Here is an 18,694-nt window from a genome sequence, read left to right as displayed (position 1 = left end):
TTGGAACCTCTGGTGGTGGGTTTTTAACCCGTTACAGGATAATGTCTTTATGGCTACGATCCCCACTCAAGCACTCCCGTCACTTGCTGTTCCTTTCAGTGCCACCACGGATTTCACCGTACTCGCCGGTCACTGCGAAACCTTTGCCGAAATCCTGATTGAAAGCAACGACCCCGCGTTGGCTGCGTACTGCCGGTGGCGTGAAGTTTATCGACGGTGTGGAGGTCAGAGCATGATTAAGTCTGTCTGGCATCCTGCCGACATTATCGCCGGGCTGAAAAAACGTGGCACTTCGCTGTCAGCACTTTCGCGTCAGGCGGGGCTGGCATCCTCCACGCTGGCTAATGCGCTTACCCGCCGCTGACCTAAAGGTGAAAGGTTAATTGCCGAAGCGTTAGATATCGCGCCTGAGCAAATCTGGCCTTCGCGCTACCGCTGATGTTCCTACGGCACAGCCCGGATACGGAAGCTGCGCCGCATTTTGTTTATCCGATCCGTCATAATCCTTTGAACTGCAAAAACAGTTTTCTATTATCGGCCTTCTTTGTTACGCACTAAGCTCCCGCCTGTACAAAATGCTTCATGACCTGAAAGAAGCGCCTTGTGTATCAGGATGGTCGCCGTTTTTTCGGCAACGCCGCCTTTGAAAACGGCTGGATCTGTCCTTCGATGGATTAAGGCTTTCTTCACGCTTTATTACGCTAAGGAAATCACAATGAATCAGATGAATAATTGTGCATCGCCTGCTGTAGATGTTATATTAAAATATAATATCAGGAGGTGCTCTATGTATACAACTCGCCTGAAAAAGGTCGGCGGATCCATCATGCTGGCAGTTCCCCCCGCCGTGCTGAAAACGCTGGAGCTGTCGATGGGCAGCGAAGTGGGTATGACTATTGATAATGGCTGCCTGATTATTGAACCCCAGAAACGGCCCCGTTATTCGCTTGAGGAACTGCTGGCGCAGTGCGATCCGCACGCCGAAATGAGTGAAGAGGATCGGGAATGGATTGATGCGCCTGCGGTGGGCAAGGAGATCCTGTAAATGGACAGAGGGGAAATCTGGCTTGTTTCACTGGATCCGATTGCCGGCCACGAGCAAAGCGGAAAACGTCCGGTGCTTATCGTATCGAAGGCATCATTTAACACGCTCACCCGGTTGCCCGTTGTTGTCCCTGTGACCAGCGGCGGAAACTTTGCTCGCGAAGCCGGTTTCACCGTTTCACTGGACGGGGCGGGAACAAAAACAACGGGCGTGATCCGCTGCGACCAGCCCAGAACCATTGATATGGGAGCCCGAAATGGTAAGCGACTGGAGCGCATACCCGACGCTGTCGTGAATGAGGTGCTGGCTCGACTGGAAGCCATTCTGAGCTGATATTTTTTATGTAACCTGAACGAGGGCGCTGTCACATACAGCGCCCTCATTTTTTATAACAACAAGTGATTAAAAAATCTTTTGCAGGTAAAAACAGTTTCTTTTTCCCCCGCCAGCGGCACTGGCGTAGTCTCCCCCTTGCTCTATGCTGTCGTAGACAGCGCCCAACGCTTCACAACCTGAAAGAACCGCCTGTTATCAGGACGCTTGATCCGTTTACCGGTGCAGACCTCTGCAAACACCGGGTCGCAGAACATCGCGACGAAGGCCCGAGTTTTAACACGATACGTCCTTTACTGCGCCAGCCTGCTGGTCTGAATTTGCACCGTGCCGGAATTTTCCTGGCTAACCTGTACCCTCAGCGCCTTTTACCTTACGGACTGCGGCCTGCATTGCCGCAAGGCTTTCCTGCTGCGTGGTCGTAAAACTACACCAACAATAAATTTTCAGACACTGCACCAGTCCAGTGCGCCACTTTAACCGCGCAGAGCGGGAAGTGACGCACGCAGCCTTTTCGACCTGCACCAGAAAACTCAACTGCGCCAGCTCACGGCTGGATCCTGACACCGCCTTTTCAGGCCATTTGACCAAAAAGGAGAACATGAACCGATACCAGAGGGGAATCAGGACGATCCGGGGGATGACCCGCTAAGGCGGGCCGCTGCTCAGAGAGCACAACCGAAGCCCCACCACACCTCAACAGCGACCGCCCCGGCGCTCAGGTATCGTTCGCAGCCCCGACAAAAAAACAGGGGCTATCGGCCTACGCGCCGGGGAAAGCTGTATCAGTGTAGGGTTTTTGGAATGAGTTTGCGGCATTCATGAAAAGGGGAATGTATGGAAATACTGGAGCAGGAAATGAAGCGGCTTGCGCAGCAGGCAGGCGCAGAGCGAGCGACTGAACAACTGTTCTCTTGGTCTGTCTGGCGCATCCCGTAACGGTACAAAGCTGGCGATCACGTCGGAGCACTATCTTATCTGGCGCAGGGATTTTGTGAGAAGGAAGCGCTGGCAATGATGGCGATGGATTTGGGGCACGGCGACGGGCGCGGGCTGTATGTGGCGCAGGTTTACGGGCGAAAGGATGACATTGATAGTCTAAGGCTTGCAATATGGTGTTATTCATCGGTTTTAACCCAAAATTATTTGACCCCAAATCTGACCACCAAATTCTCCCGATGCGGAGGGAAAACTGAAAATACAGCGGGAAGATTTTCACACCCACTGATTGCTTCAACGCCATACAGGCAGGGGCTCCAGCGCATAAAAAAGCAAAAAGCCCGCTTAGTTTCCTAAGCGGGCTTCTCTAAATTTGGCTCCTCTGACTGGACTCGAACCAGTGACATACGGATTAACAGTCCGCCGTTCTACCGACTGAACTACAGAGGAATCGTTTGAACGGGGCGCATATTATCGAGCGACCCTCGCCTTGTCAAAACTCTTTTTCACAATTCGTTCTGACTGCTGAATAAAGCGTCAATTGCGCGCTATGAGCGGACTCAGCGCGGCAAAATCACGACTGATACAAACTCTTTTGTGACGATGATCACCATCTCTATGCAAAATTACATTCTGATTTGTCGATTTTGTCAGATACCTCGCATGCATGATCACAGATATTTCATTTCGCCGTTGTCGGGACCAAAAGCGAAACATATATTCCAGATCAACTCTTAAGCGAATGCGGGAATAGTCATGAACAAAGTCAGAATTGGAATGATTGGCAGTGGTTACATCGGTCGTTGTCACGCGATTGCTTACGCTCAGGCACCTACGGTTTTTGCCCTGAAAGGCGAGATCGTGCGTGAAATGCTGGCGGAAGTGAACCCAGAGCTGGCAGCAAAACAGGCGGCAACTTTTGGCTTTGCCCGTTCTACCGGCGACTGGCACGAGCTGGTGCGCGATCCGAACATCGATGTGGTTGATATCTGCGCGCCAAACTTCCTGCATAAAGAGATGGCGCTGGAAGCGATTCGCAACGGCAAGCACGTTTACTCCGAGAAACCTTTATCGCTATCAGTGGCCGATGCGGAAGAGATGGTACAAGCGGCGCAGCAGGCGGGCGTTAAAACGCTGGTCGGCTTTAACTACATGAAAAACCCCACCAGCCAACTGGCGCGCGAGATTATCGCGCGTGGTGAAATCGGCGATGTGGTGCACTTCTACGGCACGCACAATGAAGATTATCTGGCACGGCCGGAAACGCCGCTCGATTGGCACTGCCAGAAAGCGTTGGCCGGGTTAGGCGCGCTTGGCGACCTCGCTGCACATATTGTGAATATGGCACACTATCTGGTCGGTGATATTGAAGAAGTTAGCGGCGATATGATGACGGTGATTAAAGAGCGTCCGGATCCGAAGGATACTTCGCGCCTGCTGCTGGTGGAAAACGAAGATCAGGCCAGCGCCTTGCTGCGCTTTAAAAACGGTGCGCACGGCGTGTTTGAAACCTCGCGTATCGCCTGCGGCAGCAAAATGGGCCTGACCTATGTGGTCACCGGTACCAAAGGCACGCTGCGTTATACCCAAGAACGTATGGCCGAGCTGGAGCTGTATATTCACGATGAACCGGCAGGCCGCCAGGGTTTCAAAACCATTTTGACCGGTCCGGCGCATCCGGATTACGCCAACTTCTGCGTCTCTGCCGGGCACGGCATCGGTTTCAACGATCAGAAAACCGTCGAGATTCGCGATTTAATCAATGGCATTGCCGCTGGCGATCGCATGTGGCCAGATTTCGCCGAAGGATTGCAGGTGCAGAAGGTGCTGGAAGCTGTCGCGGTTTCCTCACTGGAACGCCGCTGGATGAAAGTGTAATCACACTTAACTGAACAACATCGTAGCGGCGCAATGTATTGCGCGCCGTTGAAAGCGCGCCGCTACGGTAATGTGCGTTAAGCAAGTAACGGGCATTGAGGCGGTAAACGGCAGCTCAGTGCGCCCGCCATCACTTCAATCTCAAACTCACTTCCCGTCAGCGGTTCGCCATCCAGATTAAACGTCATCTCATGCGGTGAACGGATGGTGAGCGACTGCAGCTGCGCCGTGACGATATTCGGATTTTCATCATCACGCGTCAGCGAATGCAGCAACGTTGGCAGCAGCTCTTGCGAGGTGACGATGCTGAGGTTGAGCTGTCCGTCATTGATTAAGGCATCCGGGCAGAGCTTTTGTCCGCCGCCAGCCTGACGTCCATTGCCGATGCCAATCACCAGCGCATCGCCTTGCCAGTTAAAGCCGGGGCCGCTGATTTCGCAGCGATCCGGTTTCAGCGCATCGACGCGCATCAAACCATGAATAAAGTACGACACGCCGCCGAGCGCCGATTTCAGCTTTTCAGGCGTTTCGGTGGTGATGCGTGTACCAAATCCGCCGGTCGCCATATTGATAAAGTAGCGATCGCCGTTCACGCGCGCCAAATCGATAGCCGTGGCTTTTCCCACCAGCGCGAGACGTAAAGCCGGTTCCATCCCTTCGGGAATACCGACGCTGGTGGCGAAATCATTGGCGGTGCCGAGCGGTAAAATGCCCAGCGCCGGACGCTGCTGCTCGGGTAATCCCGCCAGCGCGGTGGCGATCTCATTGATGGTGCCATCACCGCCGCCAGCCACCACGGTTTCTGCCTGCAAAGCGACCGCTTCTTGCACATAACGATCGCCATCACCTTTTTCCCAGGTGACGCGTACCGCCAGATTAAAGCCTTCATCACGCAGCGTATTCACCGCAGCGCGCAAATCTTCATTACCTGCGCCTTTCCCGTTGAGGATCAGCAGCGTCAGCGGTTTGTTTTGCATTATCAGTTCCTTGATGCGAGAGACAGAGCACTGGTTATAGCATAGCTGGGGAGAGAACTTTATCGGCGGGCGACGAAAAAATCGGTGGGCGATCAAAAAAGAAAACCCGCACGGGGGAGCCGGGCGGGTGAATGAGGTGGTTCCTGGTACTACCTGCTTTTATTCTTACTCGTTAGCAGCAGGCGAGATTCTAAAGCGAGGCGAAGAAAGGGTCTGTGATCCTACTCTAACTTCGCTATTTTCTTTTCTTTATGTGCGATTTTTCCCGTGTGGATCGTAGGTGCTGTGGCCATCGGTGAAATTACGCAACAGCAGGGCGAAGGCGAGGCTGACCGATTCCGGGACCGGGATCCACACGCGGTGTCCATCGCCTGGCGCCACGTCCACCGCCGATCCTTTATCATTCTGCATGGTTTCCAGCGTGCAATTGAGATTGCCTTCGGGCGTCATGATCTCGACAGAATCCCCGAGCATAAACTTATTCTTCACCGCAATTTGCGCCCAGTCGCCGCGACGTTCGCCGGTGAATTCGCCGACAAACTGCTGGCGCTCGGAGATGGAGAAACCTTGCTGATAGTTCTGATAGCTATCATGGGTATGACGACGCAGGAAACCTTCGGTGTAACCGCGATGCGCCAAACCTTCCAGCGTCTCCAGCAGCGCTGGGTCGAAGGGTTTACCCGCAGCGGCATCGTCAATGGCACGGCGATAAACCTGCGCGGTGCGCGCGCAGTAGTAGAAGGATTTGGTGCGGCCTTCGATTTTCAGCGAGTGAACACCCATTTGGCTCAGACGTTCAACGTGCGCCACCGCGCGCAGATCTTTTGAGTTCATGATGTAGGTGCCGTGTTCATCCTCGAAGGCGCTCATCACCTCACCCGGCTTCATCTTCTCTTCCAGCAGGAACACGCGGTCGGTGGTCGCGCCGGCGCCCAAAGTCGGCTCCTGCACCTTAACCGGCTCATGGAAACCGACGATATTGCCCATCTCATCCTGCTTGCCTTCTTCCACTTTATATTCCCAGCGGCAGGCGTTGGTGCAGGTCCCTTGATTCGGATCGCGTTTGTTGAGGTAGCCCGAGAGCAGGCAGCGGCCGGAGTAAGCCATGCACAGCGCGCCGTGCACGAAGATCTCAATCTCCATTTCCGGCACCTGCTGACGGATTTCTGCAATCTCATCCAGCGATAGCTCGCGTGAAAGAATCACGCGCGTCAGCCCCATCTGCTGCCAGAATTTCACCGTGGCCCAGTTGACCGCGTTGGCCTGCACCGACAGATGAATCGGCATCTGCGGAAAGGCTTCACGCACCAGCATAATCAGGCCGGGATCGGACATGATCAGCGCGTCCGGCTGCATGGCAATGACCGGCGTCAGATCGCGGATAAAGGTTTTCAGTTTGGCGTTGTGCGGGGCGATGTTGACCACCACGTAGAATTTCTTACCGAGCGCATGGGCTTCATTAATGCCCTGCGCCAGAATCTCATGAGTGAATTCGTTGTTGCGCACGCGCAGGCTGTAGCGCGGTTGGCCAGCGTAGACGGCATCAGCGCCGTAGGCAAAGGCATAGCGCATATTCTTCAACGATCCCGCTGGAGAAAGCAGTTCAGGTTTTAACATGGATTTTCTCACTGATGTCAGGTCAGCATGCCATCGTGGATGGCAGGTGCAGCGGCCGCATTATACGGCCCTGCAAAAGGTGGGGAATTGTAGGCAGGCCCGCACCCGATGTAAATTGACCTGGATCAATGTAAGCCGTTGCAGGCTACAGCAAGCGGCAGACGTCGGCTTCCCAGCGATACCCCATGCCGTACACCGCGCGGATAAACGGCTGTTCCGCATCGAGGCTTTCCAGCTTGCGGCGCAGGTTTTTGATGTGACTGTCGATAGTGCGATCGGTGACTACGCGGTAATCGTCGTAGAGATGATTGAGCAACTGCTCGCGCGAGAACACTTTTCCCGGCTCCAGCGCCAGCGTTTTCAGCAGACGAAATTCGGCGGGCGTCAGCTCCAGCTGTTGTTCACGCCAGCTGGCCTGAAAGCGGCTCTCATCAATATGCAGAGGCGATTCCTGCTGCGCCTCTTCCGGCGAACGTTTGACGCGGCGCAAAATGGTTTTGACGCGCGCCACCACTTCACGCGGGCTGAACGGCTTGCAGATATAGTCGTCCGCGCCGATTTCAAGCCCCAGTAGGCGATCAATCTCCTCGGTGCGCGCGGTCACCATGATGATCGGCAGTTCCGAGAAACGGCGAATTTCGCGGCACAGCGTTAAGCCGTCGCGGCCGGGCAGCATCAAATCCAGCAGCATCAGGTCCGGCGGCGTGTGCTGAACATAACTCAACACCGCGTTACCGTCGGCAATGTGGTGCGTGCGATAGTTGGACGCCTGCAGATAATCAATCATCAGCTGCGCCAGTTTGGGTTCATCTTCTACAACAAGGATCAGAGGATCGCTATTTTCCGGGCTCATAAGTGGCGTCTAGTGAGGAACATACGGCAAGTTTAGCGTGATTTGCAGTCCACCTAAATCAGAGTGATCCGCACTGATGCTGCCGTCATGCGCTTCCACGATATTTTTACAGATCGCCAGGCCAAGCCCAGAGCCGCCGCTGGCGCGATTGCGTGAACTTTCTGCGCGGAAAAATCGTTCAAATAATTGTGCCTGATGGGCCGGATCAACGCCCGGCGCGCTGTCCGCAAACCGCAGCTGCCAGTTTTCGCCCGCCAGCTGCATCGAGAGCTGCACCGCGCCACCGCTGTCGGTGTAACGCAGGCTGTTTTCCAGCAAATTGGTGAACAGCTGCATCAGGCGATCGGGATCGCCAAAGCTCTCCGCCTGCGCGGGTAACGCCAGATTAAGAGCTAAGCCGCGGCTGCGATAACGTTCGCCGAAGCTGCCGGCCACCACTTCCAGCAGAGTGACCAGGTCAACCGGCTGCTTGCGATAGGCGAGGGCGCCCGCGTCAGATAATGACAGCTGATGCAGATCCTCCACCAGTTTGGTCAGCACCACCACTTCGCTTTGTAGCGAGCTGATGGCTTCCGGCGTCAGCTTGCGCACACCATCCTGCATCGCTTCCAGCTCACCACGCAGAATCGCCAGCGGCGTGCGCAGTTCATGGGAGATGTCGGCCATAAAGGCGCGGCGGTTGCTTTCGTTCTTTTCCAGCGAACTGGCAAGCTGGTTGAAGTCGCGGCCCAGTTGGCCGAGTTCATCGCTGCTGCCGACTTCCACGCGGGTAGCGAAATTGCCCGCCGCCAAATGGTGCGTGCCATCCACCAGCCGTTTTACCGGTGCCAGTAAACCGCGCGCCAGCAGCCAGGTGACCAGCGCGGCGAGTAACCCGGTCAGCGCCACAATCATCCAGCTGGTGCGTCGCTGCTGCTGATCAAAGTTGATGTCGGTGCTGCGCGTCAGACGTTCTGCCGGTGAGGCAATCACCCAGCCAACAATTTTGCCGTTGCTGGTGGTGATATTGCGCCGGGTACCTTCCGGCGGTACCGGCTGGCGCGGCCCTGACAGCACTTTGTATTGCTGATCGATAATCCAGAACTGCGTGCGCCAGCCGTGCGGCGGTAACTGATTCACGCTGCCCGGATTCTGCTCCAGCGAGCGCAAAATTGAAAAAATCAGCTTGTCATTGCTGCGCAGAAAATCCCAGCTACCGTGCTGTTCATACTGATCGGCCAGCGCATCGCTCAGCAGGGTTAAGCGCTGCTCGTTGCCCTTTTTGATGTAATCCACAAAGCCGTGCTCAAAGCTGAGCCGCACGCCCCAATGCATGGTGATGATCACCAGCATGCAGGTGGAAAAAATCGCCGCAAACAGCTTGGCACCAATGCCCCATTTTACCGGCCGCTTCATCCTTTGCTCCTGCCTCTAAGGTCAACGTTTTTACTGACATCCTTCGGTACGCGCCAGAACACCAGCGCCGGCAGCGCAATCACCAGCGCCATGCATAGATAGGTGTAAATGAAGGTTTGATGCGCCGCCGGGCTGTCGGCTACCACGCCGTGGCCAAATGCGCCCAACAGCAAACCGGCCACGGTGACGCCAATACTCATCGACAGCTGCATGATCATCGACAACAACGAGTTGCCGCTGGAAGCCAGATCGTCCGGCAGTTCCTTTAGCGTCAAGGTATTCATCGAAGAGAAGCGGATGGCGTTGACCATGCCCTGCAGCAATAACACCACCGGCAGCAGCCAAATCCATCCCAGCAGCGCCACCAGCGGGAACAGCAGCAGCACCACCAGCGCCAGCGCCAGGGTCGCGCCGACCAGCGCATTGCGATAGCCGAACAGGTTGACGATGCGCACCACCACGCGCTTAGTCCCCATATTGCCGAGCACCATTGGAATCATCATCAATCCGGCGTGGAATGGGCTGTAGCCGAGGCCGACCTGCAGGAAAATGGGCGTCATAAACGGCAGCATGCCGCTACCGATGCGGCCGGTAAAACTGCCGATCAGGCCAATTGAATAGATGCGGTTATCAAACAGTTTCAGGCTGAACAGCGCATTATCGTTGTTGCGGCCGTGCATCAGGTAGAACAACAGTGAAAACACCCCAACCAGAATCAGTAAGCCGAGCAACAGCGGCGATCCGCCGGCGCTGCGCTGACCATCCAGCGCCAGCGTTAAGGTCGCCATGCCGACGGCCAGCAGCACAAAACCGAGGAAATCGAAGCGCCGCGTCTGCATGGTATAATTCGGCATCAGCGTCAGCGTGGCAATCGCACCAATGATGCCAACCGGAATGTTGATCAGGAAAATCCAGTGCCAGCTGGCGTACTGCACCAGAATCCCGCCCAGCGCCGGGCCGAGCAGCGGACCAATTTGTCCCGGCGTGGTGACGAAGGTCATCGCCGACATATATTGCTCGCGCGGCACAATTTTCATCACCGTTAAGCGGCCAACCGGCACCATCATCGCGCCACCAATGCCTTGCACCACGCGCGCCATAATCAGCTCATCGAGCGTGGCGGAGAAGGCGCACAGCAGCGAGCCGATGCTGAACAGCACAATCGCGCAGAAGAAGATATTGCGCACGCCAAAACGGTCCGCCAGCCAGCCGCTGATCGGCAACGTAATCGCCACCGTCAGCACATAAGAGACGATCACCGAGTGCATATTCAGCGGGCTGACGTTGAGATCGCGCGCCATCGACGGGATCGCGGTATTGACGATGGTGGTATCCAGCGCCTGCATAAAGAAGCCAAACGCGACGATCCACAGCTGCCAGCGCACGGTGGCGTTTTGAGGTGACATGCAGGTACCCGTTATGTCAGATCCAGTTTTCGCAGATCAGCCCATTCACGCGTGAAAATTCACGCAAATTGTTCGATACCAAAGTCAGGGCGGCACTGCGGGCATGAGCGGCGATATGAAGATCGTTCAGGCCGATAGGCGTGCCATTTTTCTCCAGTTCTGCGCGGATAGCGCCATAGTGGAAAGCGGCTTTGGCATCGTAATTCAGCACATCAAGGCGTGAGACAAAATCTTCAACGATGCGTAAGTTCCGCTCTGGAAAGGCGCTCTTTTCTGAGCCATGAAACAGCTCCGCCAGGGTGATCGTCGAGATAACCATCCGGCCGACATTGGCGTTGAAACGTTCGAGCACTTCAATCGGCCGCCGCTTGATGACGTAGATAACAATATGGGTATCCAGCATGTAGCGATGCATTAAAACGCTTCCCGCTCAGATTGTTCCTGCGAAGCACGCTCATCCATAAAATCATCGCTCACCGTCGGACCGTCGAGGAAAAAACTGTCCCAGGCGTTCTCTATGGGCGTGAGGATGCGCTCCTTGCCAATCGCTCTGACGGTGACGTTTTTTACATCATCAGGAAAACGAACGTCTGCTGGAATGCGAACGTTTTGTGTCCTGTTGCTGGTGAACACGGTACCTTGTGACATATAAACCTCCACAGTAATGAACGGGTTAAAGTTTACGCTCTTCATGCTACATAGCAAGCGTATGTAGCAGGTCATTTAGCGGTTAACTGAACCTTTTTCTTACGCCGCCGCAGCTTATCCATCATCAAATAGACCACCGGCGTGGTGTAGAGCGTCAGCAGCTGGCTCATCACTAAACCCCCGGCGATGGTGATGCCGAGCGGCTGACGCAGCTCCGCGCCGTCACCGCTGGTCAGCACCAGCGGCAGTGCGCCAAACAGTGCGGCGAGCGTGGTCATCAGAATCGGGCGGAAACGCAGCTGGCACGCCTGGAAAATCGCGTCGCGCGGCAACAGATTGCCGTTGCGCTCGGCATCCAGCGCAAAGTCGACCATCATGATGGCGTTCTTCTTCACGATACCGATCAGCAGCAAAATGCCGATCAGCGCAATCAGGCTGAACGGCGTGTTGAACAGCTCCAGCGCCAGCAGCGCGCCGACGCCCGCCGACGGCAGCGTGGAGAGAATGGTCAGCGGATGCACGTAGCTCTCATACAGAATGCCCAGCACGATATACACCGCCGCAATCGCCGCCAGCATCAGGTAGAGCTGATTGGATTGCGACTGCTGGAACACCTGCGCGGTGCCGGCAAAGCTGCCGCGCACGCTGGAAGGCACGCCAAGCGCGGTGATGGTGCGGTCAATAGCTTCAGACGCCTGCGACAGCGATACGCCTTCCGGCAGGTTGAAGGAAACGGTGGACGCCGCCGACAAGCCTTCGTGGTTCACCGATAGCGGCGCGTTGGCCGGTTGCCATTTGGCAAACCAGCTCAGCGGAATCGCTTTGCCGTCGCTGTTAATCACAAACATCTGATCGAGTGAACTGATGTCCTGGGTGTAGCGCGGATCAACTTCCATCACCACTTTGTACTGGTTGAGCGGTTGATAGATGGTGGAGATCTGGCGCTGACCAAAGGCGTTATTCAGCAGGGCATTAGCGGCAGAGACATCAATGCCGAGCCGCGCCATGCTTTCACGGTCGTAAGTCAGATTCATTTCGCTGCCGTTGTCCTGCTGATCCGAGTTAACGTCCGCCAGTTCGGGCAGGGCGGCGAACGCCTGACGGATTTTCGGCTCCCATTCGCGCAAATCATTCAGGTTATCCGACAGCAAACTGTACTGATAGCTGGCGTTGGACTCACGTCCGCCAATGCGAATGTCCTGCACCGCGTTGAGATAGAGATTGGCACCGGGCTCTTTCGCCAGCTTGATACGCAGCCGGGCGATCACTTCCTGCGCGCTTTCGCTGCGCTCGGAGAGTGGCTTGAGCGAGACGAACATCGAGCCACTGTTAGTGCGCGAACCGCCGGTAAAGCCGGTGACGTTATCCACTGCCGGATCGGCTTTGATGATGTTCATGAAATCCTGCAGCTTGCCGCGCATCGCCTGGAACGAAATGCTCTGATCCGCCGAGATAAAACCTTGTAAGCGACCGGTATCCTGCTCCGGCATAAAGGTTTTCGGGATCGAGATGAACAGCCACACGGTGAGCGCCACGGTGCCGAGCAGCAACATCAGCACCCAAATGGCGTGATTCAGCACCCAACCCAATGAGCGCGCGTAGCCGTTTTGCACTTTCATCAGCAGTTTGCCGAAACCGCGGAGACGCGGCTGGCTGCGTTTGACCTGCGGTTTCAGCAGATAGGCGCACATCATTGGCGTCAGCGTGACCGAGATAAACAGCGAGATCAGAATCGCCACCGACAGCGTGATGGCGAACTCCGAGAAGAAGCGACCAATAATGCCGCCAATCATCAGCAGCGGCAGGAACACGGCAATCAGCGATAGGCTCATCGACAGCACGGTAAAACCGACCTCGCGCACGCCGGTCAGCGCCGCCTGCAGCGGCTTCATGCCCGCTTCGACGTGGCGCGCAATGTTCTCCAGCACCACAATGGCGTCGTCGACGACAAATCCGGTGGCGATGGTCAACGCCATCAGCGACAGGTTATTCAGGCTGAAGCCACACAGATACATGGCGGCGAAGGTGCCAATCAATGAAACCGGCACCGCAGCGGCGGGGATCAGCGTGGCGCGCCAGTCACGCAGGAAGGCAAACACCACCAGAATCACCAGCGCGACGGCGATGATCAGCGACTGCTCCACTTCATGCAGCGAGGCGCGAATCGTTGGCGAACGGTCCTGCGCAATTTGCAGATCGATGGCAGCGGGGATCACGTCATGCAGTTCCGGCAATTCGCCACGAATGCGATCGACGGTATCGATGATGTTGGCTTCCGGCGATTTACGCACCACCAGCAGCACCGCCGCTTTACCGTTGGTCATCCCGGCGTTGCGTACATCCTGCACCGAATCCTGCACGTTAGCGACATCGCTGAGGCGCACCGCCGCACCGTTGTTGTAGTGCACCACCAGCGGCTGATATTCGCTGGCGGTTTGCAATTCTCCATTAGTACGTAACTGCCAGCGCTGCTGCACGTCATCAATCGCGCCCTGCGGACGGCGCTGGTTGGCGTTGCTGATGGCGGTGCGCACCGCATCCAGTGATACGCCCTGGTTGAACAGCGCCTGCGGATTGAGTTCAACGCGCACAGCCGGCAGCGAACTGCCGCCGACCGTCACATCGCCCACGCCTTCAATCTGCGACAGTTTCTGCGCCAGTTGCGTTGAGGCGTAATCATACAGCTGACCGGGATTATAAATGTCTGAGGTCAGCGTCAGGATCATGATTGGCGCATCGGAAGGGTTGGCTTTGCGATAGCTGGGACGGCTCGGCATGCCGGTTGGCAGCAGGCTTTGTGCGGCGTTGATCGCCGCCTGCACATCGCGCGCCGCACCGTTGATGTCGCGATCAAAATCGAACACCAGAATGATACGCGTGCTGCCCAGCGAGCTGGTGGAGGTCATTTCGCTGACGCCCGCGATGCGTCCCAGAGAGCGCTCCAGCGGCGTTGCCACCGATGCCGCCATGGTTTCCGGCGACGCACCGGGCAGCGAAGCCGAAATCAAAATCACCGGGAAATCCAGCTGTGGCAGCGGCGCCACCGGCAGCAGACGGAAGCCGAGAATACCGGCCAGCGCAATCGCCAGCGTCAGCAAAGTGGTGGCGACCGGACGATGGATAAACAGCGCGAAAAACTTCACGACTGCGCCTCCGGGCGCTTAAAGCGACGGCGCGTAGCGTGCGACAGGCGGTCAAACAGCAGATAGATCACCGGCGTGGTGAACAGCGTCAGCACCTGGCTCACCACCAAACCGCCCACCATGGCGATGCCCAGCGGACGACGCAACTCCGCGCCAACGCCGGTGCTCAGCATCAGCGGCAGTGCACCGAGCAGCGCCGCCAATGTGGTCATCAGAATCGGGCGGAAACGCAGCAAGCACGCCTGATAAATCGCCTCGCGCGGCGGCATGCCTTGCTCACGTTCCGCTGCCAGCGCGAAGTCGATCATCATGATGGCGTTTTTCTTCACGATACCGATCAGCAAAATAATGCCGATAATGGCGATGATATCCAGCTCATTACCGCTCAGCATCAGCGCCAGCAGCGCGCCGACACCGGCGGTGGGCAGCGTCGAGAGAATGGTGATGGGATGGATAAAGCTCTCATACAACACGCCGAGCACGATATACATCGCCACCACCGCCGCCACAATCAGCCACACGGTGCTGGACAGCGCCGCTTCAAAGGCCAGCGTGCTGCCCTGGAACTGCGTCATCATTTCGGCGGGCATGCCCACCTGATCTTCCGCTGCGCTCACCGCTTTCACCGCATCGCCCAACGTATACCCTTCCGCGACATCAAACGAGAAGGTCGCCGACGGGAACTGGTCGAGATGGTTGATGCTGAGCGCGGCGTGGCGCTGCTCAATCTGCGCGATGGCGCTAAGCGGCACGCTGCCGCCGTCGCTGCTGGTCAGGCGAATGCCGTCCAGACTCGCCAGTCCTGGCGTGGCATCGCTGTTCTGCTCCAGCACCACGCGATATTGGTTGGCCTGAGTGTAAATGGTGGAGATTAGGCGCTGGCCAAAGGCGTTATACAGCGCGTTATCCACGTCGGCCATGCTGATGCCGAGGCGGCTGGCGCTGTCACGATCGACTCTTACAAAAGCTTCCAGACCTTGATCCTGCCAGTCGCTGCTGACGTCGCGCAGTTGCGGCAGCGTGTTAAGTTGCGCCAGCAGTTTCGGCACCCACAAACTCAGCGACTCCAGCGAACCAGATTGCAGCGTGAACTGGTACGGCGTGCGACTCGCCTGGGTATCAATGGTCAAATCCTGCACCGGCTGCAGCCACAGGGAAATGCCGGGCACTTTGGCTAACGCCTGTTGCAGACGCTGCTGCACAGCCGGAATGCGATCGTCACGCTCATCCAGCGGCTTCAGGTTGATTTGCAGGCGCGCGCTGTTGAGCGCAGCGTTGGTGCCATCGACGCCGACAAACGAGGTCATGCTCTGCACCGCCGGATCTTTCATGATGATCGAGGCGACATCGCGCGTGCGCTCTGCCATGTTGGCGTAAGAGACCGACTGCGGCGCCTGCAAGGTGCCCTGAATAATGCTGTTATCCTGCTGCGGGAAGAAGCCTTTGGGGATCATGATCCACAGCAACACGGTGATCAGCAAGGTGCCGAGCGCTACCGATAAGGTGATCCACGGATGCAGCAGCACGCGCGTTAAGCCGCGTCCGTAACGGGCAATAATGCGGTCAAACATCGCTTCGCTGGCCCGCGAGAAGCGGTTCTGCTTGCGCAGCGATTCAGCGCTTAACATGCGGGCGCACATCATCGGCGTCAGCGTCAGCGACACCACGGCGGAGATCAAAATCGCCACCGCCAGCGTCACGGCGAATTCGCGGAACAGGCGGCCAATCACATCGCCCATAAACAGCAGCGGAATGAGCACCGCAATCAGCGAGAAGGTGAGGGAGATAATGGTAAAGCCAATCTCGCCCGCGCCTTTCAGCGCCGCCGTCAGCGGCTTTTCGCCCTTTTCGATATAGCGCGAGATGTTCTCGATCACTACGATGGCGTCATCAACCACAAAACCGGTGGCGATGGTCAGCGCCATCAGCGTCAGGTTGTTGATCGAGAAGCCCAGGAAATACATCGCGGCAAAGGTGCCGACCAGCGACAACGGCACGGCGACGGCGGGAATGAGGGTCGCCGGAACGTTACGCAGGAACAGGTAGATGATCATCACCACCAAACCCATCGCCAGCATCAGTTCGTGCTGGGTATCGCTGACCGACGCGCGGATGTTGGTGGTGCGGTCGGTAAGCAGTTTCACCTCCACCGATTTCGGCAGCGTGGCGGTTAATCCGGGCAGCATGGCGCGAATATTATCGGCGGTGGCGATGATGTTGGCGCCGGGCTGGCGCTGCACGTTGAGCACAATCGCCTGCTGACGGTTCGCCCAGGCGCCCAGCCAGCTGTTTTCGGCACCTTGTTCGATGGTCGACACATCGCCCAGTCGCACCGGCGCGCCGTTGTTATAGCTGATGATCAGCTTGCGATAATCTTCCGCCGAGGTCATCTGGTCGTTGGCCGACAGCGTAATTGAGCGCGTTGGGCCGTCGAGGCTGCCTTTCGCCGAATTGACGTTAGCGTTAGTAATGGCGGTGCGCACCGATTCGCTGGTCAGGCCGAGCGCAGCCAGCGCCTGGGTGTTCATCTTCACGCGCACCGCAGGGCGTTGCCCGCCCGACAGCGTGACTAAACCCACGCCCGAAACCTGAGAAATCTTCTGCGCCACGCGCGTTTCCACCATGTCCTGCACCTGCGTGAGCGGCATGCTGGTGGTGGTGACGGCGAGCGTCATGATCGGCGGGTCGGCCGGATTTACTTTGCTGTAGACCGGTGGATTGGGCAGATCGCTCGGCAGCAGATTGGTGGCGGAGTTGATCGCTGCCTGTACTTCCTGCTCGGCAACATCCAGTGGCAGCGTCAGCTGGAACTGCAATGTCACCACCGACGCGCCGCCCGAACTCTGCGACGCCATCTGCTTCAGGCCGGACATCTGGCCAAACTGGCGTTCCAGCGGCGCGGTAATGGAGGAGGTCACCACATCGGGAGAAGCGCCGGGATAGAGCGTAACCACCTGAATGGTCGGATAATCGACTTCAGGTAACGCGGAAACCGGCAGAAAACGGTAGCCGAGCACGCCGGCTAACAGAATGGCGATCATCAGTAGCGTGGTGGCGACCGGGCGCAGAATAAACAGGCGCGAAGGTCCACCGCTGCTGTCAGGAGGCATCACCTGCATTATTGACGCTCTCCGCGTGCGGGCTGCGCAGCGCGCGTGCTGTGGGTCGCGACGCTTTGCGGTGCCACCACTTCAACGGTGGCACCTTCCGTCAGGCGATCGAGCCCGTCGGTCACCACGCGTTCGCCTGCTTCGAGGCCCGCGCTGATCACCACTTTCTGGCTATCCTGCAAACCGGCGGTAACGCGTTTTTTGCTCACTTTGTTGTCGCTGTTGACCACCCAGACAAAGTGACCGTCGTTGCTCATCTGCAATGCGGCGGTGGGGATCACCACCGCATCCTGCAAGGTGTCCACTTTCAGACGCGCATTGACAAACTGATTCGGGAACAGCGTGTCATCTTCGTTGCTGAAGCGTGCTTTGAGTTTGATGGTGCCGGTGGTGGCATCGATCTGGTTATCGAGGCTCAACAGCGTGCCGCTGGTCAGCAGCGTTTTGTTGCTGCGATCCCAGGCTTCGACGATCAGCGGCTGTCCGCTTTTCTGCGCCTTGAGGATTTGGCTGATGTTGTTCTCGGCGACGCTGAACACCACGTCAATGGGGTGCGTTTCGGTGATCACCACCAATCCGGTGGTATCGCCGGAGGTGATGTAGTTGCCGACATCCACCTGCTTCAAGCCGACCCGTCCACCAATCGGCGCAGTAATGCGGCTGTAGGTGAGATTAAGCTGGGCGCTGGCGACGTTGCCTTCATCAGCTTTAAGGGTGCCGAGCGTTTCGCTCACCAGCGAACGTTGCGTATCGAGTTCCTGCTGCGATACCAGCGAGGTTTTCGCCAGTTTTTCATAGCGACTGAGATCGCGGCGCGCGTTGGCAAGCGTAGCCTGGTCTTTTGCCAGTTGGCCCTGCGCCTGAGTTAATGCCACCTGATAAGGGCGCGGATCGATTTCCGCCAGCAGCGCGCCAGCGGCCACTTGCTCTCCTTCCTGGAAGTGCAGCGCCATCAATTGGCCGTCAACGCGGCTGCGCACCGTAACGGTGTTGGCGGCGGTCACGGTACCAAGGCCACTGAGGAAATACGGCACGCTTTGGGTGGTGGCAGCGGCGGCTTGCACTGGCGCTAAGGGGCGTTTGCCACCTGCGCCGCGACCACGCTGCTGCTGACCTTCGGCCTGCGGCTGTTTATTCGGTTCCGCTGGATGCTGCCACCAATAATAGCCGCCCGCCAGCACGGCAATCACGGCTACGGCCAGTAAGCTTGTTTTAATTCGACGGTTCATCAAGGCGTGTGCTCTCCAGCATTTTTCGTTTTCCCCAATGCGAAATATAAAAATAGCCATTTCGCAAACGAATGATTGTAATCGCCCGGACCGGGCAAAAATTGAAGGAAATAAGAATATC

General features: G+C 57.0%; 13 protein-coding genes, 1 tRNA gene and 2 pseudogenes. 5 read left to right on the top strand and 11 right to left on the bottom strand.

Going from position 1 to position 18,694, the window contains the following annotated elements:
- Nucleotides 1-232: 232 nt before the first annotated feature.
- The 4 genes and pseudogenes from AAF463_RS12845 to AAF463_RS12830 form a co-directional block, all read left to right on the top strand.
- A pseudogene (locus AAF463_RS12845) lies at nucleotides 233-439 on the top strand (helix-turn-helix transcriptional regulator).
- Nucleotides 440-787: 348 nt separating this feature from the next.
- Complete coding sequence (locus AAF463_RS12840; protein ID WP_075808466.1) at nucleotides 788-1,045, top strand: antitoxin; 258 nt, start codon at nucleotides 788-790, stop codon at nucleotides 1,043-1,045.
- Nucleotides 1,046-1,378, top strand: a complete 333-nt coding sequence (locus tag AAF463_RS12835; RefSeq protein ID WP_277973770.1) for a type II toxin-antitoxin system PemK/MazF family toxin — start codon at nucleotides 1,046-1,048, stop codon at nucleotides 1,376-1,378.
- Nucleotides 1,379-2,353: 975 nt separating this feature from the next.
- Nucleotides 2,354-2,464 (top strand): annotated as a pseudogene (locus AAF463_RS12830) (DNA-binding protein); the annotation flags it as partial.
- A gap of 227 nt (nucleotides 2,465-2,691) precedes the next feature.
- Here the strand turns inward: AAF463_RS12830 and AAF463_RS12825 are convergent.
- Nucleotides 2,692-2,767, bottom strand: a tRNA-Asn gene (locus tag AAF463_RS12825).
- Nucleotides 2,768-3,073: 306 nt separating this feature from the next.
- Between AAF463_RS12825 and AAF463_RS12820 the strand changes: the two genes are divergently transcribed.
- The gene (locus tag AAF463_RS12820) at nucleotides 3,074-4,195 is read left to right on the top strand and encodes a Gfo/Idh/MocA family oxidoreductase (protein ID WP_350260897.1); all 1,122 of its coding nucleotides are present in this window, start codon (nucleotides 3,074-3,076) and stop codon (nucleotides 4,193-4,195) included.
- 77 nt (nucleotides 4,196-4,272) lie between these two features.
- Here AAF463_RS12820 and yegS read toward each other — a convergent pair whose 3' ends face one another.
- From yegS to AAF463_RS12770, 10 genes are all read right to left on the bottom strand, one after another.
- Entirely contained in the window at nucleotides 4,273-5,172 is a 900-nt protein-coding gene (yegS, locus tag AAF463_RS12815; protein WP_101763344.1) for a lipid kinase YegS, read from the bottom strand.
- A gap of 249 nt (nucleotides 5,173-5,421) precedes the next feature.
- Complete coding sequence (gene yegQ / locus AAF463_RS12810; protein ID WP_350260896.1) at nucleotides 5,422-6,789, bottom strand: tRNA 5-hydroxyuridine modification protein YegQ; 1,368 nt, start codon at nucleotides 6,787-6,789, stop codon at nucleotides 5,422-5,424.
- Nucleotides 6,790-6,934: 145 nt separating this feature from the next.
- Nucleotides 6,935-7,642 carry a two-component system response regulator BaeR gene (gene baeR / locus AAF463_RS12805; protein ID WP_101763346.1) on the bottom strand — a complete coding sequence of 236 codons (708 nt, stop codon included), beginning with the start codon at nucleotides 7,640-7,642 and terminating at the stop codon, nucleotides 6,935-6,937.
- Nucleotides 7,643-7,651: 9 nt separating this feature from the next.
- The gene (gene baeS, locus AAF463_RS12800) at nucleotides 7,652-9,037 is read right to left on the bottom strand and encodes a two-component system sensor histidine kinase BaeS (RefSeq protein ID WP_101763347.1); all 1,386 of its coding nucleotides are present in this window, start codon (nucleotides 9,035-9,037) and stop codon (nucleotides 7,652-7,654) included.
- A complete protein-coding gene (gene mdtD, locus AAF463_RS12795; RefSeq protein ID WP_350260895.1) occupies nucleotides 9,034-10,443 on the bottom strand; it encodes a multidrug transporter subunit MdtD in 1,410 nt (469 codons plus the stop codon). Before mdtD ends, baeS begins: the two co-directional genes overlap by 4 nt.
- A gap of 16 nt (nucleotides 10,444-10,459) precedes the next feature.
- Nucleotides 10,460-10,858: a tRNA(fMet)-specific endonuclease VapC gene (gene vapC / locus AAF463_RS12790; protein WP_350260894.1), complete on the bottom strand. Its 399-nt coding sequence runs from the start codon at nucleotides 10,856-10,858 to the stop codon at nucleotides 10,460-10,462.
- Complete coding sequence (vapB, locus tag AAF463_RS12785) at nucleotides 10,858-11,091, bottom strand: type II toxin-antitoxin system VapB family antitoxin (RefSeq protein ID WP_101763423.1); 234 nt, start codon at nucleotides 11,089-11,091, stop codon at nucleotides 10,858-10,860. The genes vapC and vapB overlap by 1 nt, the downstream gene beginning before the upstream one ends.
- Nucleotides 11,092-11,162: 71 nt before the next feature.
- A complete protein-coding gene (gene mdtC / locus AAF463_RS12780; protein WP_350260893.1) occupies nucleotides 11,163-14,234 on the bottom strand; it encodes a multidrug efflux RND transporter permease subunit MdtC in 3,072 nt (1,023 codons plus the stop codon).
- Nucleotides 14,231-17,353 carry an MdtB/MuxB family multidrug efflux RND transporter permease subunit gene (locus tag AAF463_RS12775; protein WP_350260892.1) on the bottom strand — a complete coding sequence of 1,041 codons (3,123 nt, stop codon included), beginning with the start codon at nucleotides 17,351-17,353 and terminating at the stop codon, nucleotides 14,231-14,233. The genes mdtC and AAF463_RS12775 overlap by 4 nt, the downstream gene beginning before the upstream one ends.
- Entirely contained in the window at nucleotides 17,353-18,573 is a 1,221-nt protein-coding gene (locus tag AAF463_RS12770; RefSeq protein ID WP_350260891.1) for an MdtA/MuxA family multidrug efflux RND transporter periplasmic adaptor subunit, read from the bottom strand. Before AAF463_RS12770 ends, AAF463_RS12775 begins: the two co-directional genes overlap by 1 nt.
- Between the last annotated feature and the right edge of the window lie 121 nt (nucleotides 18,574-18,694).

Source organism: Pantoea sp. BJ2 (assembly GCF_040255075.1).
Taxonomy (GTDB): Bacteria; Pseudomonadota; Gammaproteobacteria; order Enterobacterales; family Enterobacteriaceae; genus Pantoea; species Pantoea leporis.
Note: the sequence above shows the minus strand (reverse complement) of the source record. Positions and strands in the feature narration are given on the sequence as shown.